Here is a 17,192-nt window from a genome sequence, read left to right on the forward strand (position 1 = left end):
GGCGTGCACGAGCATCACGTCGAGGTCGCTGTACGGCGACAGCTCCTCCCGGCCTCCACGGCGTAGCCGTACTGCTCGGCAACGGCCGTCGCCCACGTGTGGAACTCGGCGCGGGTCCACTCGAAGCGGTGGTCGGGGTGGCGGAAGGCGCCTGCGGGGAGGGACTCGAAGCGGGAGTTGTACTCGCGGTTGGGGGTGGTGACGATGACGGCTCCGGGGCGGGCGGTTTGGAAGACGGACTTGGCGAGGGCGGGGAGGCGGGGTGGGTCGACGTGTTCGACGACCTCCATCAGGACGGCGGCGTCCAGGCCGGTCAGGCGGTGGTCGGCGTACGTGACCGAGGACTGCAGGAAACGGAGGCGGTCGCGCTGGCGGTCCGGGAGGTCGTCGTAGTGCAGGCGGCGTTTGGCGCTGACCAGAGAACGCGCCGACACGTCGGTCGCGATCAGCTCCCCGATCATCGGGTCCTTCAGCAGCTCGCCGACCAGCGCGCCCTCACCACACCCGAGGTCCGCGATTCGCCGCGCCCCAAGCTCCTTCAGCACAGCGGCAACCGTCGTACGACGCTCAACCGCAAGCGACACCGGTCCGCCCTCGTCCGACGCCACCTCCGGCTCAACCACGCCGTCGGCCTCGGCAAGACGCTCGAGCGCGGTGTCGGCGAGGTATCGACGGTGAGCCAGATACCGCCGCGAGATCAGCTCCTTCGACGGGTGCGCAGCAAGCCACCCCTCACCCGCGCGGACGAGCTTGTCGACCTCGTCCGGACCGACCCAGTAGTGCTTCGCGTCATCCAGCACCGGCAGCATCACGTACAGGTGGTTGAGCGCGTCGGCCAGCCGGAGTACGCCGGTCAGCCGCAGATCGACGTACCGGGACGGACCCCACGACGGGATCTCCGGGTCGAGCGGCACCGGCCGAGCGTCGACGTTCCAGCCGAGCGGAGCGAACAGCTGCTCGGCCAGCTCCGCACCACCGCTGCACGGAAGCGCGGGGATGTGAATCTCCAGCGGAATCGGGCGTGCGGCCAGCTCCGGCCTGGCATCACAGCGGCCGTTCATCGCGGTCCGGAACAGCTTGCCGAGCGCGACCGCGAGCAGGCTGGACGCGGCGTACGGGCGATCGTTCACGTACTGCCCGAGCGTGAACCCTTCCGCGGCCTTCCCACGCCGGGACCGCACCAGCGCGATCGGGTCGATCTCGAGCAGCACCGCCGCCGTACAACGATCGTTCGACGCTTCCGGGTAGAACACCTGCGCGGTGCCACCGGTGATCTCGACACCCTGCGGCCGGGCCGGATTCTTGTGCAGCAGGAACCCGAAGTCGCTGGCCGGTGCGCCGGCGCCGGCGAGGTCGGTGGCAAGGGTCAGAAACACGTCCGTATTCGATCACGCCGAGCGTTCCCGAACCCACCGATTTGTCAGGAGTTGCAGGGGTTTCGCACGCTCGGCGCCGACCGAACGCCGAGACACGCTGGAAAGGGTCTGGCGTGTTGCCCGGAATGGATCTAGCTTGATTTGCAGAAGAAGAGTCGCTACAGACCGTCCTTCCCCGCTGACAGTCGGTATTGTCCCCGGTTTGTGGCGAGCGCCCACCCACGCCGACCACGGGGAAAGGACCATGGCAGCACCCTCAGGCCAACGAAGTTCCCATCAACCAGGTCGTCCCGGCGAGGTCCGCCGGTGAAACCGCAGACTTTCGAACTCGTGCGCTACACAGACATCAGCGGAGTCTCCGGGACCGGCGTCGTTGCGGAAGGGTGCGTCTTCACCGACGGCTCGGTCGCGCTGCGCTGGCACGGCGCCAACCCGTCCACGGCGGTCTGGCCGGATCTCGACTCCATCCTCGCCGTCCACGGCCACTGCGGCGCGACCGTCGTCCGCTGGCTGGACGTGTCCGAGATGGAGCCGGTCCCCGGCACCGACCTGCTTCCCGGCGAGGTCGCCCACATCCTCGCCACCGGACGCCACACCCACCACGCATCGGCGGTGGCCTCGGCCTGACGGATTAGGGCGTCAGGCCGGTCAGGGCGAAGAACTCCTGACGGGAGCTCAGGTTCTCGCGCAGGATGCCGTGCAGTGACGACGTCACGGTGCGGGAGCCGGCGGCACGGACACCGCGCAGCGACATGCACTGGTGCTCGGCCTCGATCACCACGCCGACGCCCTTCGGCGCCAGGTGGTCCTGCAGCCAGTCGGCGACCTGCTTGGTCAGCCGCTCCTGCACCTGGAAGTCGCGCGCGAACAGTTCCACCACGCGCGCCAGCTTGGACAGCCCGAGGATCCGCTCGCCCGGCAGGTAGCCCACATGCGCGACGCCGGTGAACGGCAGCAGGTGGTGCTCGCACAGCGACTGCACCGGGATGTCCTTGGCCAGCACGAGCTCGTCGTACCCCTCGTCGTTCGGGAACGTGGTGAGCTCGAACTCGCGCGGGGTGAGCATCTCCGCATACGCGTGCGCCACCCGGCGTGGGGTGTCCGCCAGGTGCGCGCTGTGCGGATCCCGCCCGAGCGCAGCCAGCAGATCGGCGACCGCACGCTGGGCGGCGGGCAGATCGATCTCCGCGCGACCGGCGACGATGTGCAGAGGGACGGACTCGAGATCGGCCGAAATCGCCATCAACACACTCCCTGAGAACTCAACGAACTGCCATCATACTGTTCTACCAACCGATGTTGTCGATAGAATCAGGTCGTGGACTCGTCCTGGGACGCGCAAGTTCAGGCCGTCGCCGCACTCGAGGAACCGACCCGGCGCCGGCTCTACGAGTACGTCGTCGCCCAGCCGGAGCCCGTCGGACGCGACGAGGCGGCGGCCGCGCTCGGCATTCCCCGGACGACCGTGGCGTTCCACCTGGACAAACTGACCGAGGAAGGCCTGCTCGCCACCTGCTTCGAGCGCCGCAGCGGGCGCTCCGGCCCCGGTGCGGGCCGTCCGGCGAAGCTGTACCACCGCTCCGACCGTGAGATCGACCTCACCCTGCCCGAGCGTCAGTACGCCGTCGCCGGCCGCCTGCTCGCCGCCGCCGTCGAGGACGCGGAGGCGTCCGGCGGCTCCCCCCGCGAGGCCGTGAACCGCCGGGCCCGCGAGTACGGCGAGTCGCTCGGCCGGACCGCGGGCGCGGGCTCGGTGGACCAGATCCTCAAGGCGCACGGCTTCGAGCCACGACCGGACAAGGACGGCATCGCGCTCGCCAACTGCCCGTTCCAGCGGATCGCGAAGGACCAGCCACACCTGGTCTGCGGGATGAACCTGCACCTCCTCGCCGGCCTCGTCAGCACCCTCGACATCCCGTACGAAGCCCGCCTCGAGCCGTCCCCCGGCAACTGCTGCGTCCGGCTGGTGCCGCAGGGCCTAAGCTCGGCGGGTGGCTAAGAGCAAGCAGAGTCAGGGCACGCCGGTTACGGTGGCTCTGACGAAGGCGAAGGTCGAGTTCACCGCGCACACCTACGACCACGACCCGGCGGCGAAGTCGTTCGGGCTGGAGGCGGCCGAGGCGCTCGGGCTCGCGCCGGAGCAGGTGTTCAAGACGCTGCTCGTCGAGGTGGACGGGAAGCTGACCGTCGGCGTCGTACCGGTCGACAAGCAGCTCGACCTGAAGGCGATCGCGGCCGCCGCCGGCGGGAAGAAGGCGGTGATGGCCGACCCTGCCGCCGCCGAACGCACCACCGGGTACGTCGTCGGCGGCATCAGCCCGATCGGTCAGAAGCGCGCCCTCCCCACCGTCATCGACGCGACGGCCACCGACCACGCCAAGGTCTACGTGTCCGGCGGCCGCCGCGGCCTCGACATCGGCCTGTCACCCACCGACCTGATCACCATCACCAAGGCTCGTACAGCGGCGATCGCCCGCTAGGTCGTGCGGCTGCCTCAGCCGGTGATGCTCGGGTTGCCTGTCTCCAGGTGGCCGGTCAGGCGGCGCCGGTACGACGTGTCCTCGGCCGTCGTGACCTCGACGTCGTACCAACCGTGGTCGGTCGGCCAGTCCAGCTCGCGGGTCTGCTTGCCGCGCAGCTCAACGGTGACGGTCTTGCTGCCGTAGCCGCGCGCGTTCACCTTCAACGTCAGCGGCTTCCGCGACGTGTTCACCAGCAACAGCTCCAGCGACTTGCCGTCCTGCTTCGCGCGTACGTCGAGACCCGCCGCGGCGCCGTCCGCAGTCCCGGCCAGCTCGGCCCAGAACCGGTTCGGACCCTGTACGGCGAACTCGTACGGGCCGTCGACCGCGATCGACTCGACGCGGTCCCGCCGTACATCGACGTGCTGGGGAGCCGGTAGCTCACCGCCGTACGAGTAGATCGCGAAGTGCGCGGACTCGGCACCCTTGTTGCCGAGGGTCAACGTCAGCTTGCCATCGGCAACGAAGCCGGAGACGGACGGCCGGTAAGGCAGTGCACGGGCCGGCCGGTGTCCCGGCTCCTGCAGCGGCACGGCCTGGTCGGCCGGCGGGGTCGGCCGCCAGCGGGCGATCGGAGCCGGCACCGGGCCGGGCGTGTCCACCGACGGCTGCCGGTAACCGCGGCCGAAGTCGAACGCCGACGTGAGGTCGCCGCAGGCGGTCCGCCGCCAGCTGCTGATGTTGGGTTCCCGGACACCGGTCCAGCGCTCGAGGAACCGGATCACCGAGGTGTGGTCGAACACCTGCGAGTTGACGTGCCCGCCGACCGACCACGGCGAGATGACGGTCATCGGGACCCGCGGGCCGAGGCCGATCGGGCGGCCGTTGTACCAGTCGTCGCCGTTGCCCGACGCGGGCCGCGGCGCGACCGGCGGCGGGACGTGGTCGAAGTACCCATCGTTCTCGTCGAAGTTGATCAGCAGCACGGTCTTGGACCAGGTCTCCGGGTCCGAGGCGATCGCGTCGAGCAGGTCGTAGACCAGGTTCGCGCTGCCGACCGGCGTGGACGCGCCGGGGTGCTCGGAGTCGACCGCGGACGGCACCAGCCAACTGACCTGCGGAAGCTTGCCGGCTTTGATGTCGGCGCGCAGCCGCGGGACCAACGACTCCGGCTCGGACCGGTACATGGCCTGGTAGAAGAGCTTCTGGTCCGCGGAGGGCTGCTTGGCGACCGCCGCCTCGAGCTGCTTCAGCGCCTCGATCCGCTCGGTCGGCGTCTTCGCGAACAGCTTGTCGTAGAACTCCTCGGTGGTCCGGTAACCACCCGGCACCGACGCCAGGATCCGGTGCCCGAGCTCCTTGAAGGTCTTGAAGTACTCGACCGCGTTGTCGGTGAAGTTGTCCCACTCCTGGTAGATCTGCCACGAGACCCCGGCCTGCTCGAGCCGCTCCGGGTACGACGTCCAGTCGTAGCCCTTGTGGTCGTAGGAGTACGCCGCGTTCGTCACCGCGCGCTGCGTCGTATCGGGCTCGTAGCCCGTGGTGCCGGACACGAGGTAGTTGCGGTTCGGGTTGGTGGAGCCGTTGACGGAGCAGTGGTAGGCGTCGCAGATCGTGAACGTCTCGGCGAGCTCGTACTGCAGCGGGATGTCGCGGCGCTCGTAGTGGGTCATCGTGGCGGCCGTCTTGGCCTGGACCCAGTCGTCGTTCCAGCCGTTGCCCCAGGCCTGGGTGGCGTCGTTGAACCCGTGCGGCAGGTCGCCGAGGTACTGGATGTCGTCCGGCGCGCGGCCCGCGTCCGCGGCGGCCTTCCGGATCGAGAACGGCAGCACCTCGCCACCGCCGGTCCTCGGCTGGTGGAACACCGTCTTGCCGTTCCGCAGCCGCAGCGGCTGCCGGTCGCCGTACCCGCGGACGCCGCGCAGCGTCCCGTAGTAGTGGTCGAACGAACGGTTCTCCTGCATCAGCACGATCACGTGCTCGACCGCCCGCAGACCACCACGCCTCACCGGTTGCGCCATCGCCGCGTGCAGCGACGGAGGAAGCAGCGAAGCCGCCACTCCCCCGGCCGCCGACCCGAGCACCAAGCGCCGAGAAATCTCAGTCATGCCCGGGACACTAGGACGGCCCTGTAGCCGCCGAACTGACAGCAGATGAACAACCGTCCGACCTCAGCAGCAGCGCCAGCGCCCAGTCCTGGTCGTTGGCGAGCGGGTCGGGGCGGTGCGCCGGGCGGCCGTCGACGCAACTGGGCATCAGGAACGCGCAGGTCGCGTCACCCTCAGTGGTGAAGTCGACCAGGTTGGCGGCGAAGATCCGATCCGCCGCGCGCTGGTTCTCCGCGGTCTTCAGTACGGCGGGAAGCTGCCGCAACGCGATCGCGGTGAGCACACTCCAGTAGTGCGGGAAGGTGTCGCCCCACTGCCGGTCGATACCGAACCAGTACCCGTCCCAGTGCCGGATGCCGACGTCGCGGAGCCGGACGTGCGGCTGCGGACCGCCGAAGGCCCGCAGCCAGCCGGCCGCCGTCCGCAGCGCGGCGAGGGCACGGTCGTCGGGCTGCAGGTCGTACGAAATCGCCAGCAGGCTGACCAACGGCGCGACCATCGACTGCTCGTACTTGACCTCGTGAGCCGGCAGGTCAGTGCCCAGAGCAACGAAGCGGTGCGCGTGGTCGAGCAGGGCCGCACGCAAGGCGTTCGCGCGCGCCGCGTCGCCCGCCTGCTCCAGAGCCGTCGCGACCGCGACGACCGCCTCCGGATGCCCGATCGAGAGGTGATCGGCCGTGCCCAAGGCATAGCTCGACTCCAGCAACGACGCGGCCAGGTCGAGATCGGCGGCGTCGCCGAAGAGCGCGAACTGGTCCGCGAAGAAGTGCGCTACCCACGGGGTGTTGTAGAGCCGCAGCCGCTCGACTCCCGGCTTGCTGCTCCGGCGGATCGACCCGTCGGGCTGGATGAAGCGCTCACGAACGAGCCGCGCGTACCCGAGCAATGCCTCGTCGATCGCCGCCTCGTCACCCCAGCCCCGCATCCGGGCTTGCTGCAGGAGCACGGCCATGCCGACGCGCTCGGCGCCGTCGGTCCAGTCCGGCCACGCGTTCTCGGTCTGCCGCAGCCGGGTGCGGGTGTCCACCGGAAGAAACGCAAAGCGCTCGGGCTCAGGCCGTTCGACCGGCCGATGCTCGGCAAGGATCCGCTTGACCCGAGCCTCGACCAGCTCACGAACCGGCGCCAGCAACGCCACCGCTGTCCGGCTCCGCCGCCCGTCCCGTTCAAACTCGAGATGCCGCACGCCATGGATTTCGGCGCTCGGCTCGGACAGCAACTTCGTCCCGTCGGCGAGCTCCACCGGTACGGCGCTGCCGACCGACGCGGTCAACTCCGGCAGCACGGCAGGCGCATCGGTCGCGCTGATGAACGCCTCGCGACTGCCGAACCATCCGATCTCCCAGGCGAGCGTGTAGCTGTCGCCCGGCGCCAGCGCGAGGATCGGCTGGCCGCCGAACGCGTCGGCGTTCCGGGCGTGGTCGGTCGGGTGGACCACGATGTGACCACGCACGTCCGACGAGGTGTTCCGGTTCCGGGACTCGATCGAGTACGCCCACAGACCGCCCTCGCGGACGATCACGCCGAGCAGCGGCGGCGTTGCCGACATCGGCTCGGCCAGGAGCCACGACCACGCTCCCCCGGTGAAGACGTGCGCGTGACAGCTCTGCGCGAGCGCTGACGCGGCGCCGTCGTACACGTCGCGGATCGGCACGTTGATCGCCAACCCGGTGAGGTCCATCGCCTGATCACCGACGTTGGTCCAGGTGTACGACTCGGTGAAGCGGTCGCCGGCCACTCGTCGTACGACGGTCAGTTCGAGATCCGGGCGTGGTGCGTGCTGAACGGTGACGCCATCGGCGGTCCAGTCGACGCCGGCCGCCGTCTGCCAGCGGCCGGATCCCTGCGGCGTGATCACGAAGCCGGTGCCCCAGAAGTGGTCGGGGCCGTGCCACGTCTCTCGCGTCTCGTCGAGCAGGTAGACCCGGTCGGCGTCCGCCGGGTGCTCGAACGCGACCGGCCCACCATCCGGACCGAGCAGCACGCGGCCACCGCCGAACTCGAACGCTCGCCTCACGTCGCCTCCTGTCGATACGTATCGACATCGACCGTAACACAGCCGGTCGGGATGCGATCAGGAGAAGTCGGCGGTGCTCGCCCGGCGGGTGAGGGCCTGCGGCTCGACCACGTGGTGCTTGCCGCCGGCCGCGAGTACCCCGTCCAGCTGGTCGAACAGGATCGACATCGCGAGCCTGGACACGGCTCGCGGCTCGGTCGACACGTTGCTGACCGGCGTGCTGTAGCTGACCGCGGTGTCGTCGGTGCACTGGCCGACGAGCGAGAAGTCCCGGCCGGGCACGAGCTGCCGGAGGGCCGCGAGTTGCAGGACCCAGCCGATCACGTTCGGGGTCCGGGCGATGATGCCCAGCCGGTCACCGCTGAACAGCTCATCGGCCAGATCGCTGACGCCACCCCATCCCGGGCCTGATCGATGCAGCTCCAGCAGGTCGAGCCGCGCCGCCTTGGCCGCGCGAGTCACTCCCCGATGGAACTCGCCGGCGAAGAAGAACTCGCGCTGCTTCTGCGGCCTCTCCCCGATCAGCACCGCATGGCGATGCCCGGTGGCGACGAGCTCCGCCACCATCGACTCACCGGCGCGACGCGCGTCGTAGTCGACCGAGTCGAGCCCGTGGTTGTCGTCCGTGGTCCCGATCAGCACGACGGGAACCCCGAGGTTCGCGACCGTCGCGACCCGGTCGTCCTTGCGCCGGATGTCCATCAGCACGATGGCGTCGCAGATCGACCGGCGGGCCAGCCGGGTCAGCTCCTCGGGACCATCGCCGGAGGTCACGAGGATGACGTCGAAGTCCCGCTTCCGGGCTTCCTCGACGACAGTGTCGACGTACGGCAGGGTGTCCGGCACGTCGGTGTGCCCCGACAGCCGGACCACCAAGGCGATGACGTTCGTACGGCGTCCACGCAGCGCCCGAGCGCCCGCGTTGGGCTGGTAGGTCAGCTCCGCGATCGCCGCCTCGACCCGCTGCCGGGTCTCGGGCGAGATCGGCCGCTTGCCGCTGAGGACGTACGAGACCGTGCTCTGCGAAACACCCGCGAGCGCGGCGACGTCCTTGCTGGTCGGCAGCGACCGATCCCGTCCGGAAGCCATGCCGAGAGCCTAGTGTCCCGCGTCGGATGTCGCTTGAGTGATTGCGGTGTTCAGGTGCGTGCCTGGGCGCCGCAAGCGCCAAGGGACACCCGACGCGGGGCACTTAGCCGTCACTCCTCGCGGTACGGCGCTCCAGCGCAGCGGCTCGCAGGCCTTCCAGCACCGACTCGGTGGTGTCCCAGCCCAGGCAGGCGTCGGTGATCGACTGGCCGTAGGTGAGCTCCTGGGTCGGGTCCAGCTCCTGCCGGCCCTCGACCAGGAAGGACTCCAGCATCACGCCGGTGATCGCGTTGTTTCCGGCCGCCACCTGTCGGCCGATCTCCACCGCGACCTCCGGCTGGCGACGGTGGTCCTTGCGGCTGTTGCCGTGGCTCGCGTCGATGACCGCGCGCTCCTGCAGCCCGGCCTTGCGCAGCAGCTCCATCGCGCCGGCCACGGAGTCCGCGTCGTAGTTCGGGCCGCTGTCGGAGCCGCGCAGCACCAGGTGACAGTCCGGGTTGCCGCGGGTGTGCAGGATCGCCGGCGCGCCGTCGTGGTCGATACCGGTGAAGACGTGCGGCACGGCGGCGGCCTTGATCGCGTCGACCGCCGTACCGATGCTGCCGTCCGGGCGGTTCTTCATGCCGATCGGCATCGACAGGCCGGACGACAGCTGCCGGTGCACCTGGCTCTCGACCGTGCGCGCACCGATCGCGCCCCACCCGACGGTGTCGGCGATGTACTGCGGGGTGATCGGGTCGAGGAACTCGCAGCCGACCGGGAGGCCGAGCTCGAGCACCTGCAGCAGCAGCTGACGGGCGGTGCGCAGGCCGCGGTTCACGTCACCGGAGCCGTCCAGGCCCGGGTCGTTGATCAGGCCCTTCCAGCCCAGGGTGGAGCGCGGCTTCTCGAAGTACACGCGCATCACGACGAGCAGGCCGTCGGACAGCCGCTCGGCGACCGGCTGAAGGCGTCCGGCGTACTCCAGGGCTGCCTTGGCGTCGTGCACCGAGCACGGGCCGACGACAACGAGCAGGCGGTCGTCCACGCCGTTCAGCACGTCGCTCACGGCCTGGCGACCGTCGACCACGCGCTGGGCCAGGGCGTCGCTCAGGGGCAGCTCGTCGTGCAGCGCGAGCGGGGTGATCAACGGGACGGTCTTCTCGATCCGTCTGTCGACGACGGCCGCCTGGCTGGTTCGCTGCGGGAGGGTGTTCATCTGCTGGGGTCCTTAGGTCTGGCCGGCCTCGCCAGGAGGATCCTGAGCAGCGCCGGCGGGAACGAGAAAAGGCAAGGACTCATGTCCTTGCCTTCGGGCCGGCTCTGGTGTCTTCGGTGGGGCGTCAGCAGGCGGCTGAGTCGCCCGGCACCAGGGCCGGCCACTCAAAAAATCGCCAATAGCTGCGCTTCACGAGTACGACGATAGCAGCCCCGCGCGAGTAACCATGGACGGGTCGCCGTCGTTGAGGGCTGCAAGACCGGTCGAGACAGCGAGGAGTGCATCACGTGGTGAGGCCGCGGACCTTCGAGTTGGTTCGTCATCGGGATCCGAGTGGTGTGTCCGGGACCGGCGTGGTGGCTGAGGGGTGCGTGTTCAGCGACGGGTCGGTGGCGTTGCGCTGGTGCGGCAGCAACCCGGCGACGGCGGTCTGGCCGGACATCGACTCCGTGCTCGCGGTGCACGGCCACCAGGGGGCGACCGAGGTGCGCTGGATCGAGCAGCAGCCCAGGTCCAGCCTCTTCGACGAGCTGCATCAGGTACGTCCGCCCACTTCGATCGCCGATCCGCTCCCGGGCAGCCACGCCCGGGGATGGGCAGGCGCTCGCCATCTCAGGTAGAACATGCCCGTGACGCAGATCTACCTGGTCAGGCACGGAGAGCCGGACTACGGACCGGTCGACGCCCGCGGACTGCCCGGGCCGGCCGCCGACACCGCGCCGCTCACCGCAGTCGGCGCCAAGCAGGCACAGGAGCTCGCGGACCTGCTCAGCGGGATCGGAGCGACGTGCCTGGTCAGCTCGCCGTACACCCGCGCTCTGCACAGCGCGGCGATCATCGGGCACCGGCTGGCGCTCGGCGTCCGGGTCGACTACGACCTGCGGGACTGGCTGCCGGACCACACCGGGCTGTGGCGCGGGGTGGCCGACGTACGGGCCGCACAGGCCGAGCTCGACACGTACGGCGGGGAGTGGCCGGACGGGATCCAGCGGCGCTGGGAGCCGCTGTCCCAGATCCGCGAACGGGCCCGGGCCGCGCTCGGCCGGCTGGCCGCGATCACCGACGGACCGGTGCTCGCCGTCACGCACGCGATGGTGATCCGGGCGCTGACCGGCGAGACGGAGACGGCGCACGGCACCCACGAGTACTACCGCTACGATCCAGCGGACGATGTCTGACAGTGGATTGCCTCGCGTCCTGGGCGTCGTAGCGATCGGCGGGATCATCGGCTCGCTGGCCCGCTACGGGCTCGCTGAGGCGTTTCCGCACGGTTCCGGCGAGTTTCCCTGGGCAACGTTCGCGACGAACGTGCTGGGCTGTTTCGCGATCGGCATCCTGCTGGCGCGGTTGACACCGCGATCGCACCCGCTGCTCCGGCCGTTCCTCGGCACCGGGATCCTCGGCGGCTTCACGACGTTCTCGACGTTCGCGGTGGACACCGAGAAGCTGCTGCCCGAGCATGCGGTCGTTGCCCTGGTCTACTTCTTCGGGACGCTCGCGGCGGCGTTGCTGGCGGCAACCCTGGGCGAGTGGCTCGGGCGGCCGCGATGAACATCCTGCTCGTTGCCCTCGGCGCGGCCGTCGGAGCGCCGTTGCGGTTCCTGGTGGACAAGCACATGGTGGGGCGGTTGCTCCTCGGCAGCAAGACGACCACACCGCTGCCTTGGGGAACCTTCGCCGTCAACATCCTCGGCAGCTTCGTGCTCGGGCTGCTGACCGGAGTGACCGACCGGACGACCACGCTGCTGGTCGGAGTCGGGTTCTGCGGGGCGTTCACGACGTACAGCACGTTCGCCGCCGAGACGACCGCGCTGGCCGGTTCCGGACATCGCGGGAAGGCGTTGCTGAACGTCGTGCTCAACCTCGGCGTGGGTCTGGCGGCCGCCGTACTCGGCGCTCTGCTGGCCTGAAGCAACTGAGTGACTCATGTCACACCAGGTGATGACGTGAACACGCTCACCGCGTGAACGGGGCCTGATTACGGGCTGCGACGCCACCTGCCGATAACAAATGGACCGAAGTTCGAGACAACAAGGGTTGAACTCGGTGTGAGTTGAGCATAGTTTTCACCGAGCGCCCGTCCGCGCTCACGGTGAGTCAAGGAGGTTGCCATGTCGAGAGGGATGCCTCGCCTGCCCCGCCCGCTCATGGATCTGTGGGACTGGCAGTCGCAAGCCGCGTGCCGCGACGTCAACCCGGAGTTGTTCTTCTCGCCCGAATCGGAGCGTGGCGTTCGCAAGAGGGCCCGCGAGATGGTGGCGAAGTCGCTCTGCGGGACCTGCCCGGTCCAGCCCGAGTGCCGTCAGCACGCCTTGTCGGTCGGTGAACCGTACGGCGTCTGGGGCGGCACCACGGAGTCCGAGCGCGACAACACCCTCCTGCCCGAGCACCGCAAGTCGGCGTGACGGAGTCGCTGCCTCAGCACTGACAACCCAGACGGAACCGGTAGGGCCTGCGCGAAAGTTCAGGCCTTGCCGTCGTCGGGCTCAGGCGCTGTGTTCTCGTCCTGAGGTTTCTTGGGCTTCTTCGGCTGGGGCTTCTTGGGCTCGGGCTTCTCGTCCGGCTCGGCCGCGGCCTCGGGCTCGGGGTCCTTGGGTGGTTCGGGTGGCTTCACGGTCGTGCGCGGGTCGCGGAAGCGGTCCAGCGACTTGAGGAAGTCCGGATCGTCGTCCGGCGCGACCGGTCGGGTGGGCGGCTTCGGCTGCCGCGCGGCCCGATCACGACGACCGAGCTGGTAGCGCAGCATCAGCAGCCACACGATCGGCCCGACGAACGGGACGAACACGATCAGGACGATCCACACCAGCTTGGGCAGGTGCGGCACGTCCTCGTCGGGCGTCTGGATGCAGGAGAACAGCGCGTACACGCTGAGCGCCAGGCTGATCAGGAACGGCAGAAATCGAACCACGCTCCAACAGTACGGAGCGACACCGAACGCGCCGCACCTCCGGGGCCGCCAGTGGCCAAGCCGTGACCCGTGCCGGTCGAGGTCAGCCCGTCGTCAGCGGGCGGTGACGGTCAGGCCACGCGCCCGCAGGACGGAGTTCTCCAACGGCCGGAACACCAGCAGCTCGATGCCCACGCCGACGACGAAGATCAGCAGGATGCCGGCGAACACCATCGAGATGTCCGACAGCGACATGCCGTTGTGCAGGAACTGGCCGAGCCCCTCACCGAGCTCCGGCGAGGTCGCGATCAGCTCGGCGGCCATCAGCGACCGCCAGGAGAACGCCCAGCCCTGCTTGAGTCCGCCCAGGAACCCGGGCAGCGCGGCCGGCAGCAGGATGTACCGGATCCCGCCGAGCCGTCCGGCGCCGAGCGCCTTGCCGACCCGCGGCAGGATCGGCGGCACCTGGTCCAGACCGGACACCAACCCGTTCGCGATCGACGGCACGGCGCCGAGCAGCACGACCCAGTAGATGGCCCGGTCGTTCAGCCCGAACCACAGGATCGCGGCCGGCACCCAGGCCACCGACGGCAGGCTCTGCAGCCCGGACACCAGCGGCCCGATCCCCCGCCGTACGACGGTGATGTTCGCGATCGCCAAGCCGAGCGGGACAGCGATCAGCAGTGAGATCGCGAAGCCGATGACGGCGCGGTGCACCGAGACCCAGAACAGCTCGAGGATCTCGCCGGTCGTCACCAACTGCCAGATCTGGCCCCACACGTCGATCGGCGCGGGCAGCTTGAACTCGGGCCAGAACGCGGCCGCCCAAAGCGCCTGCCACACCGCAACGAGCAGAGCGATCGCGGCAATCGGCGGCAGCACCCGTCCGGCGATCCGCCGAGCCAGCGAACCCTCGCTGGGGTTGACGGGTGTGTCGAGCGCGTCGAGACCGGCCTCGACGGCGTGCAGATCCTCGTGGACATCAGGCTGCGGCATGACTGCTGATCACCTTCCGCAGCGCGCCGTTGATCTCGTCCACGGCCCCGGCCTCGTCCGCGCCGGTCAGACCGTCGACATCCCACTGCCGTACGACTCGACCAGGCCGGGACGACAGCAGTACGACGCGCTGCCCGAGCCGCACGGCCTCGCGTACGTCATGCGTGACGAACAGGATCGCCGTACCCGTCGCACGCCAGATCCGCAGCAACTCGCCTTGCAGCACGTCGCGGGTGATCGCATCCAGCGCGGAGAACGGCTCGTCCATCAGCAGCAGCGACGGCTTGCCTTCAGCTGTCCCCGTGCTGTCGTCAGTGGACGCGAGCGCCCGTGCCAACGCGACCCGCTGCCGCATACCGCCGGACAGCTCATGCGGCCGCTTGTCACCGAGTCCTGCCAGCCGGACGAGCTCCAGCAGCTCGGCAGCCTTCGCACGACGCACAGCTTTCGGTACGCCGGCCATCCGCAGCGGCAGCTCGACATTCCCGGCCGCCGTGAGCCACGGCATCAGTGCGGGCTCCTGGAAGACGACCGCCGGCCGCGACGAGTTCAGCTCGATCCGCCCCGTGGTCGGCTGGTCGAGACCGGCCACCAGGTTCAGCAGCGTCGTCTTGCCGCACCCGGACGCGCCGAGCAGGCAGACGAACTCACCGGCCGCGACGTCGAGGTCGACACCCTCCAGGGCGACGACCGCGCCGCGGCCGTGCCCGAACGCCTTGCCGACCTGGTGGAACCGCACTGGTCGCACCCCTGGATCGGTCTGGGTCTGATCGACCTCGATCGTCGCGGTCATGGTCAGCCTCCCGGCTACTCGGCTACTTGGTGTCCAGGCCGGCCGCGTCGACGGCCGGCTTGCCTGCCTTGGTGAGTACGTCGTTCAGCGGGCCGAGGTCGGCGAATCCGGCGACGGCCGGGGCCTCCTTGGCGATGCCCGCGGTGACCTGGTCCTTGGCCAGCTGCGGGAAGGTCGACGCGATCGGGTCCGCGGTGATCTCGATGTTGGCGAACGCGCGGTCGATGACGGCCGGCTTCAGCGCCTTGCCGGTGAGCTCCTTGAGCTGCGCGTTCACCACGGTCTTCGCGGCCGCCTGGTCGCCGGTGGAGAAGTCGATCGCCGCGACCAGGCCGGTCAGCAGCGCCCTCACGCTCTCCGGGTGCTCCTGCAGGAACTGGGTCCGCACGATCAGCACGGTGGTCGGGAACCTGCCGTCCGGCCACAGGGTCTTCTCGTCCAGCAACACCTTGGCGCCGGCGTCCAGCACCAGGCGGGACGACCAGGGCTCGGGCAGCCAGGCCGCGTCCACGTCACCCTTCTTGAACGCGTCCAGCGTCTGCGCGTTCTCCAAATTGGTGACCTTGACCTTGCCGGTCAGGTTCTTCTCGGCCAGCCACTTCTTCAGCGACACGTCCTGGGTGTTGCCGAGCTGCGGCGTGACGACGGTCTTGCCGACCAGGTCCTCGGCCTTGGTGATCGTCGGCTTCACGACCAGCTGGGCGCCGCCGGAGGTGGTACCGGCGATCAGCCGGACCGCTTCGCCGTTGGACTTCGCGTAGGCGTTGATCGCCGGGCCGGAGCCGATGAAGGACGCGTCCAGGGAGCCGCCTAGCAGCGCGCCGACCGCTTCGGGGCCGGCGTTGAACTTGGTCGGCACCAGCTTGGTGTTGCCGAGCTCCTTGGTGAACAGGCCCTTGTCCAGGCCGACCAGCGCGGCGGCGTGGGTGACGTTCGGGAAGTAGCCGAGCCGCAGCTCGGTGGCCGGACCCTTGTCCGTGGCGGCGGCGGGAGCGTCGTTGCCCTCCGCACGAGAGCATCCGGCCGCGGCGGCGACCAGGGCCAGGACCGCGGCGGACGCGGCGAGCAAACGGGCAGGACGAATTCTGGACATGCGTGAACACCTTCGGTGGTGCAGGCGGCCGCTCGAGCGGCCGCAGGCGGAAGTGTGGGGTGACCGGCTGGGTCAGACGGTTTCGAGTTCGCGCTCACGCTCACGCTCACGCTCGCGCTCGCGCTCGGCGCGGACGTCGGCGCGGCGGCCGGTGGTGAGGACGCTGTAGGCGACGACTGCGGCCCAGCCGACGACCAGGACGCCGTACACGAAATAGCGGGTGTTCTCGGCGACGCCGATGCCCTTGAGCAGCGTGCGGGCGTTGGTCAGGACCAGCACCAGGGCGACGCCGACACCGAGCCAGCGAGTCGCCAGCCGGGAGACCAGCCAGGCGGCCAGCGGCGCGGCGAGGACACCGCCGATCAGCAGCGCGGCGACGATGCCGAGCGGCAGGTTCTCCTTGCCGAGCCCGACCAGGAAGCCGCCGCTGGCGGCGACCGAGACGATGAACTCGGCCGCGCTCACCGAGCCGACCGTCCGACGCGGCTCCAGCTTGCCGCTGCTCAGCAGCGTCGAGGTCGCGACCGGCCCCCAGCCGCCACCACCGGTGGCGTCGATGAACCCGGCCGCCAGGCCCAGCGGGCCAAGGAACTTACCGGCAGGCCGGCCCTCGAGCACGGCCCGCACCTTGCCGGTGGCGAACCGGACCAGGATGTAGACGCCGAGCAGGAGCAGCAGCGCGGCGACCCACAGCGCGGCCGACTCGGTCGACAGGCTGGACAGGAAGGTCGCGCCGGCGAACGCGCCGACACCACCGGGCACACCGATCAGCGCGACCACGCGCCAGTCGACGTTGCCGAACCGCCAGTGCGACACACCGGACGCCAGCGTGGTGCCGACTTCGGCGAGGTGGACGGACGCGGACGCGACGGCCGGCGTGATGCCGGTGATCAGCAGGGCCGTGGTGGCGGTGACGCCGTACGCCATGCCGAGTGTGCCGTCGACGAGCTGGGCAAGGGAACCGAGCAGGGCGATCAGGATGAGACGACGCACGGGACTGTTCCTTCGGGCGAGGACTGGGTGGACGGGACCGAGTTGGTGCGCCGAAGGTCAACAGCACGCGGAGTTCACGCGCAGCAGGTCGACATGCCGGCGCCGCGTCAGGGCGTCGCCGGGTGCATGCAATCAGCACACCGGGAAAGCAGCTATGAAGCCCTGGCCCACACAAGAGAC

Annotated in this window: 20 protein-coding genes; 8 read left to right on the forward strand and 12 right to left on the reverse strand. The window is 69.7% G+C overall.

Going from position 1 to position 17,192, the window contains the following annotated elements; genetic code table 11:
• Positions 1 to 14 precede the first annotated feature (14 nt).
• Complete coding sequence (locus ACWCOV_RS39720; protein WP_449834548.1) at positions 15 to 1,376, reverse strand: 3' terminal RNA ribose 2'-O-methyltransferase Hen1; 1,362 nt, start codon at positions 1,374 to 1,376, stop codon at positions 15 to 17.
• 306 nt (positions 1,377 to 1,682) lie between these two features.
• Between ACWCOV_RS39720 and ACWCOV_RS39725 the strand changes: the two genes are divergently transcribed.
• Positions 1,683 to 2,003 (forward strand): hypothetical protein, encoded by a 321-nt coding sequence (locus ACWCOV_RS39725; protein ID WP_449834549.1) that lies wholly within the window; start codon positions 1,683 to 1,685, stop codon positions 2,001 to 2,003.
• 4 nt (positions 2,004 to 2,007) lie between these two features.
• Here the strand turns inward: ACWCOV_RS39725 and folE are convergent, their stop codons facing one another.
• Complete coding sequence (gene folE, locus ACWCOV_RS39730) at positions 2,008 to 2,619, reverse strand: GTP cyclohydrolase I FolE (RefSeq protein ID WP_449834550.1); 612 nt, start codon at positions 2,617 to 2,619, stop codon at positions 2,008 to 2,010.
• A gap of 75 nt (positions 2,620 to 2,694) precedes the next feature.
• Here folE and ACWCOV_RS39735 point away from each other — a divergent pair, with 75 nt between their 5' ends.
• Entirely contained in the window at positions 2,695 to 3,375 is a 681-nt protein-coding gene (locus tag ACWCOV_RS39735; protein WP_449834551.1) for a helix-turn-helix transcriptional regulator, read from the forward strand.
• Positions 3,376 to 3,406: 31 nt separating this feature from the next.
• A complete protein-coding gene (gene ybaK / locus ACWCOV_RS39740; RefSeq protein ID WP_449834552.1) occupies positions 3,407 to 3,856 on the forward strand; it encodes a Cys-tRNA(Pro) deacylase in 450 nt (149 codons plus the stop codon).
• A 14-nt stretch (positions 3,857 to 3,870) separates the two neighbouring features.
• On the opposite strand, the gene ACWCOV_RS39745 is transcribed toward ybaK, so the two are convergent.
• From ACWCOV_RS39745 to ACWCOV_RS39760, 4 genes are all read right to left on the reverse strand, one after another.
• The gene (locus ACWCOV_RS39745) at positions 3,871 to 5,946 is read right to left on the reverse strand and encodes a phosphocholine-specific phospholipase C (protein WP_449834553.1); all 2,076 of its coding nucleotides are present in this window, start codon (positions 5,944 to 5,946) and stop codon (positions 3,871 to 3,873) included.
• Positions 5,947 to 5,956: 10 nt separating this feature from the next.
• Positions 5,957 to 7,963 carry a hypothetical protein gene (locus ACWCOV_RS39750; protein WP_449834554.1) on the reverse strand — a complete coding sequence of 669 codons (2,007 nt, stop codon included), beginning with the start codon at positions 7,961 to 7,963 and terminating at the stop codon, positions 5,957 to 5,959.
• 57 nt (positions 7,964 to 8,020) lie between these two features.
• Positions 8,021 to 9,052, reverse strand: a complete 1,032-nt coding sequence (locus tag ACWCOV_RS39755; RefSeq protein ID WP_449834555.1) for a LacI family DNA-binding transcriptional regulator — start codon at positions 9,050 to 9,052, stop codon at positions 8,021 to 8,023.
• Between the two features lie 103 nt (positions 9,053 to 9,155).
• Positions 9,156 to 10,250, reverse strand: a complete 1,095-nt coding sequence (locus ACWCOV_RS39760) for a 3-deoxy-7-phosphoheptulonate synthase (RefSeq protein ID WP_449834556.1) — start codon at positions 10,248 to 10,250, stop codon at positions 9,156 to 9,158.
• Between the two features lie 287 nt (positions 10,251 to 10,537).
• On the opposite strand from ACWCOV_RS39760, the gene ACWCOV_RS39765 reads away from it, so the two are divergent.
• The 5 genes from ACWCOV_RS39765 (at position 10,538) to ACWCOV_RS39785 (ending at position 12,655) form a co-directional block, all read left to right on the forward strand.
• Entirely contained in the window at positions 10,538 to 10,870 is a 333-nt protein-coding gene (locus tag ACWCOV_RS39765; protein WP_449834557.1) for a hypothetical protein, read from the forward strand.
• 3 nt (positions 10,871 to 10,873) lie between these two features.
• Positions 10,874 to 11,428, forward strand: a complete 555-nt coding sequence (locus ACWCOV_RS39770; RefSeq protein ID WP_449834558.1) for a histidine phosphatase family protein — start codon at positions 10,874 to 10,876, stop codon at positions 11,426 to 11,428.
• Positions 11,421 to 11,801: a fluoride efflux transporter CrcB gene (gene crcB / locus ACWCOV_RS39775; protein WP_449834559.1), complete on the forward strand. Its 381-nt coding sequence runs from the start codon at positions 11,421 to 11,423 to the stop codon at positions 11,799 to 11,801. Before ACWCOV_RS39770 ends, crcB (ACWCOV_RS39775) begins: the two co-directional genes overlap by 8 nt.
• Positions 11,780 to 12,160, forward strand: coding sequence for a fluoride efflux transporter CrcB (crcB, locus tag ACWCOV_RS39780; protein ID WP_449834560.1), 381 nt, complete (start codon positions 11,780 to 11,782; stop codon positions 12,158 to 12,160). The genes crcB (ACWCOV_RS39775) and crcB (ACWCOV_RS39780) overlap by 22 nt, the downstream gene beginning before the upstream one ends.
• Before the next feature lie 201 nt (positions 12,161 to 12,361).
• Positions 12,362 to 12,655 (forward strand): WhiB family transcriptional regulator, encoded by a 294-nt coding sequence (locus ACWCOV_RS39785; RefSeq protein ID WP_131350551.1) that lies wholly within the window; start codon positions 12,362 to 12,364, stop codon positions 12,653 to 12,655.
• A gap of 59 nt (positions 12,656 to 12,714) precedes the next feature.
• Here the strand turns inward: ACWCOV_RS39785 and ACWCOV_RS39790 are convergent, their stop codons facing one another.
• From ACWCOV_RS39790 to ACWCOV_RS39815, 6 genes are all read right to left on the reverse strand, one after another.
• A complete protein-coding gene (locus ACWCOV_RS39790; protein ID WP_449834561.1) occupies positions 12,715 to 13,158 on the reverse strand; it encodes a PLD nuclease N-terminal domain-containing protein in 444 nt (147 codons plus the stop codon).
• Between the two features lie 93 nt (positions 13,159 to 13,251).
• Positions 13,252 to 14,133 carry an ABC transporter permease gene (locus tag ACWCOV_RS39795; protein ID WP_449834562.1) on the reverse strand — a complete coding sequence of 294 codons (882 nt, stop codon included), beginning with the start codon at positions 14,131 to 14,133 and terminating at the stop codon, positions 13,252 to 13,254.
• Positions 14,120 to 14,926, reverse strand: a complete 807-nt coding sequence (locus ACWCOV_RS39800; protein WP_449834563.1) for an ABC transporter ATP-binding protein — start codon at positions 14,924 to 14,926, stop codon at positions 14,120 to 14,122. Before ACWCOV_RS39800 ends, ACWCOV_RS39795 begins: the two co-directional genes overlap by 14 nt.
• Before the next feature lie 22 nt (positions 14,927 to 14,948).
• The gene (locus tag ACWCOV_RS39805) at positions 14,949 to 16,019 is read right to left on the reverse strand and encodes an ABC transporter substrate-binding protein (RefSeq protein WP_449834564.1); all 1,071 of its coding nucleotides are present in this window, start codon (positions 16,017 to 16,019) and stop codon (positions 14,949 to 14,951) included.
• Between the two features lie 72 nt (positions 16,020 to 16,091).
• Positions 16,092 to 17,012 (reverse strand): sulfite exporter TauE/SafE family protein, encoded by a 921-nt coding sequence (locus ACWCOV_RS39810; protein WP_449834565.1) that lies wholly within the window; start codon positions 17,010 to 17,012, stop codon positions 16,092 to 16,094.
• A 57-nt stretch (positions 17,013 to 17,069) separates the two neighbouring features.
• Positions 17,070 to 17,144, reverse strand: coding sequence for a putative leader peptide (locus ACWCOV_RS39815; protein ID WP_449834566.1), 75 nt, complete (start codon positions 17,142 to 17,144; stop codon positions 17,070 to 17,072).
• Positions 17,145 to 17,192 lie beyond the last annotated feature (48 nt).

It is taken from the genome of Kribbella sp. NPDC002412, from assembly GCF_053592935.1.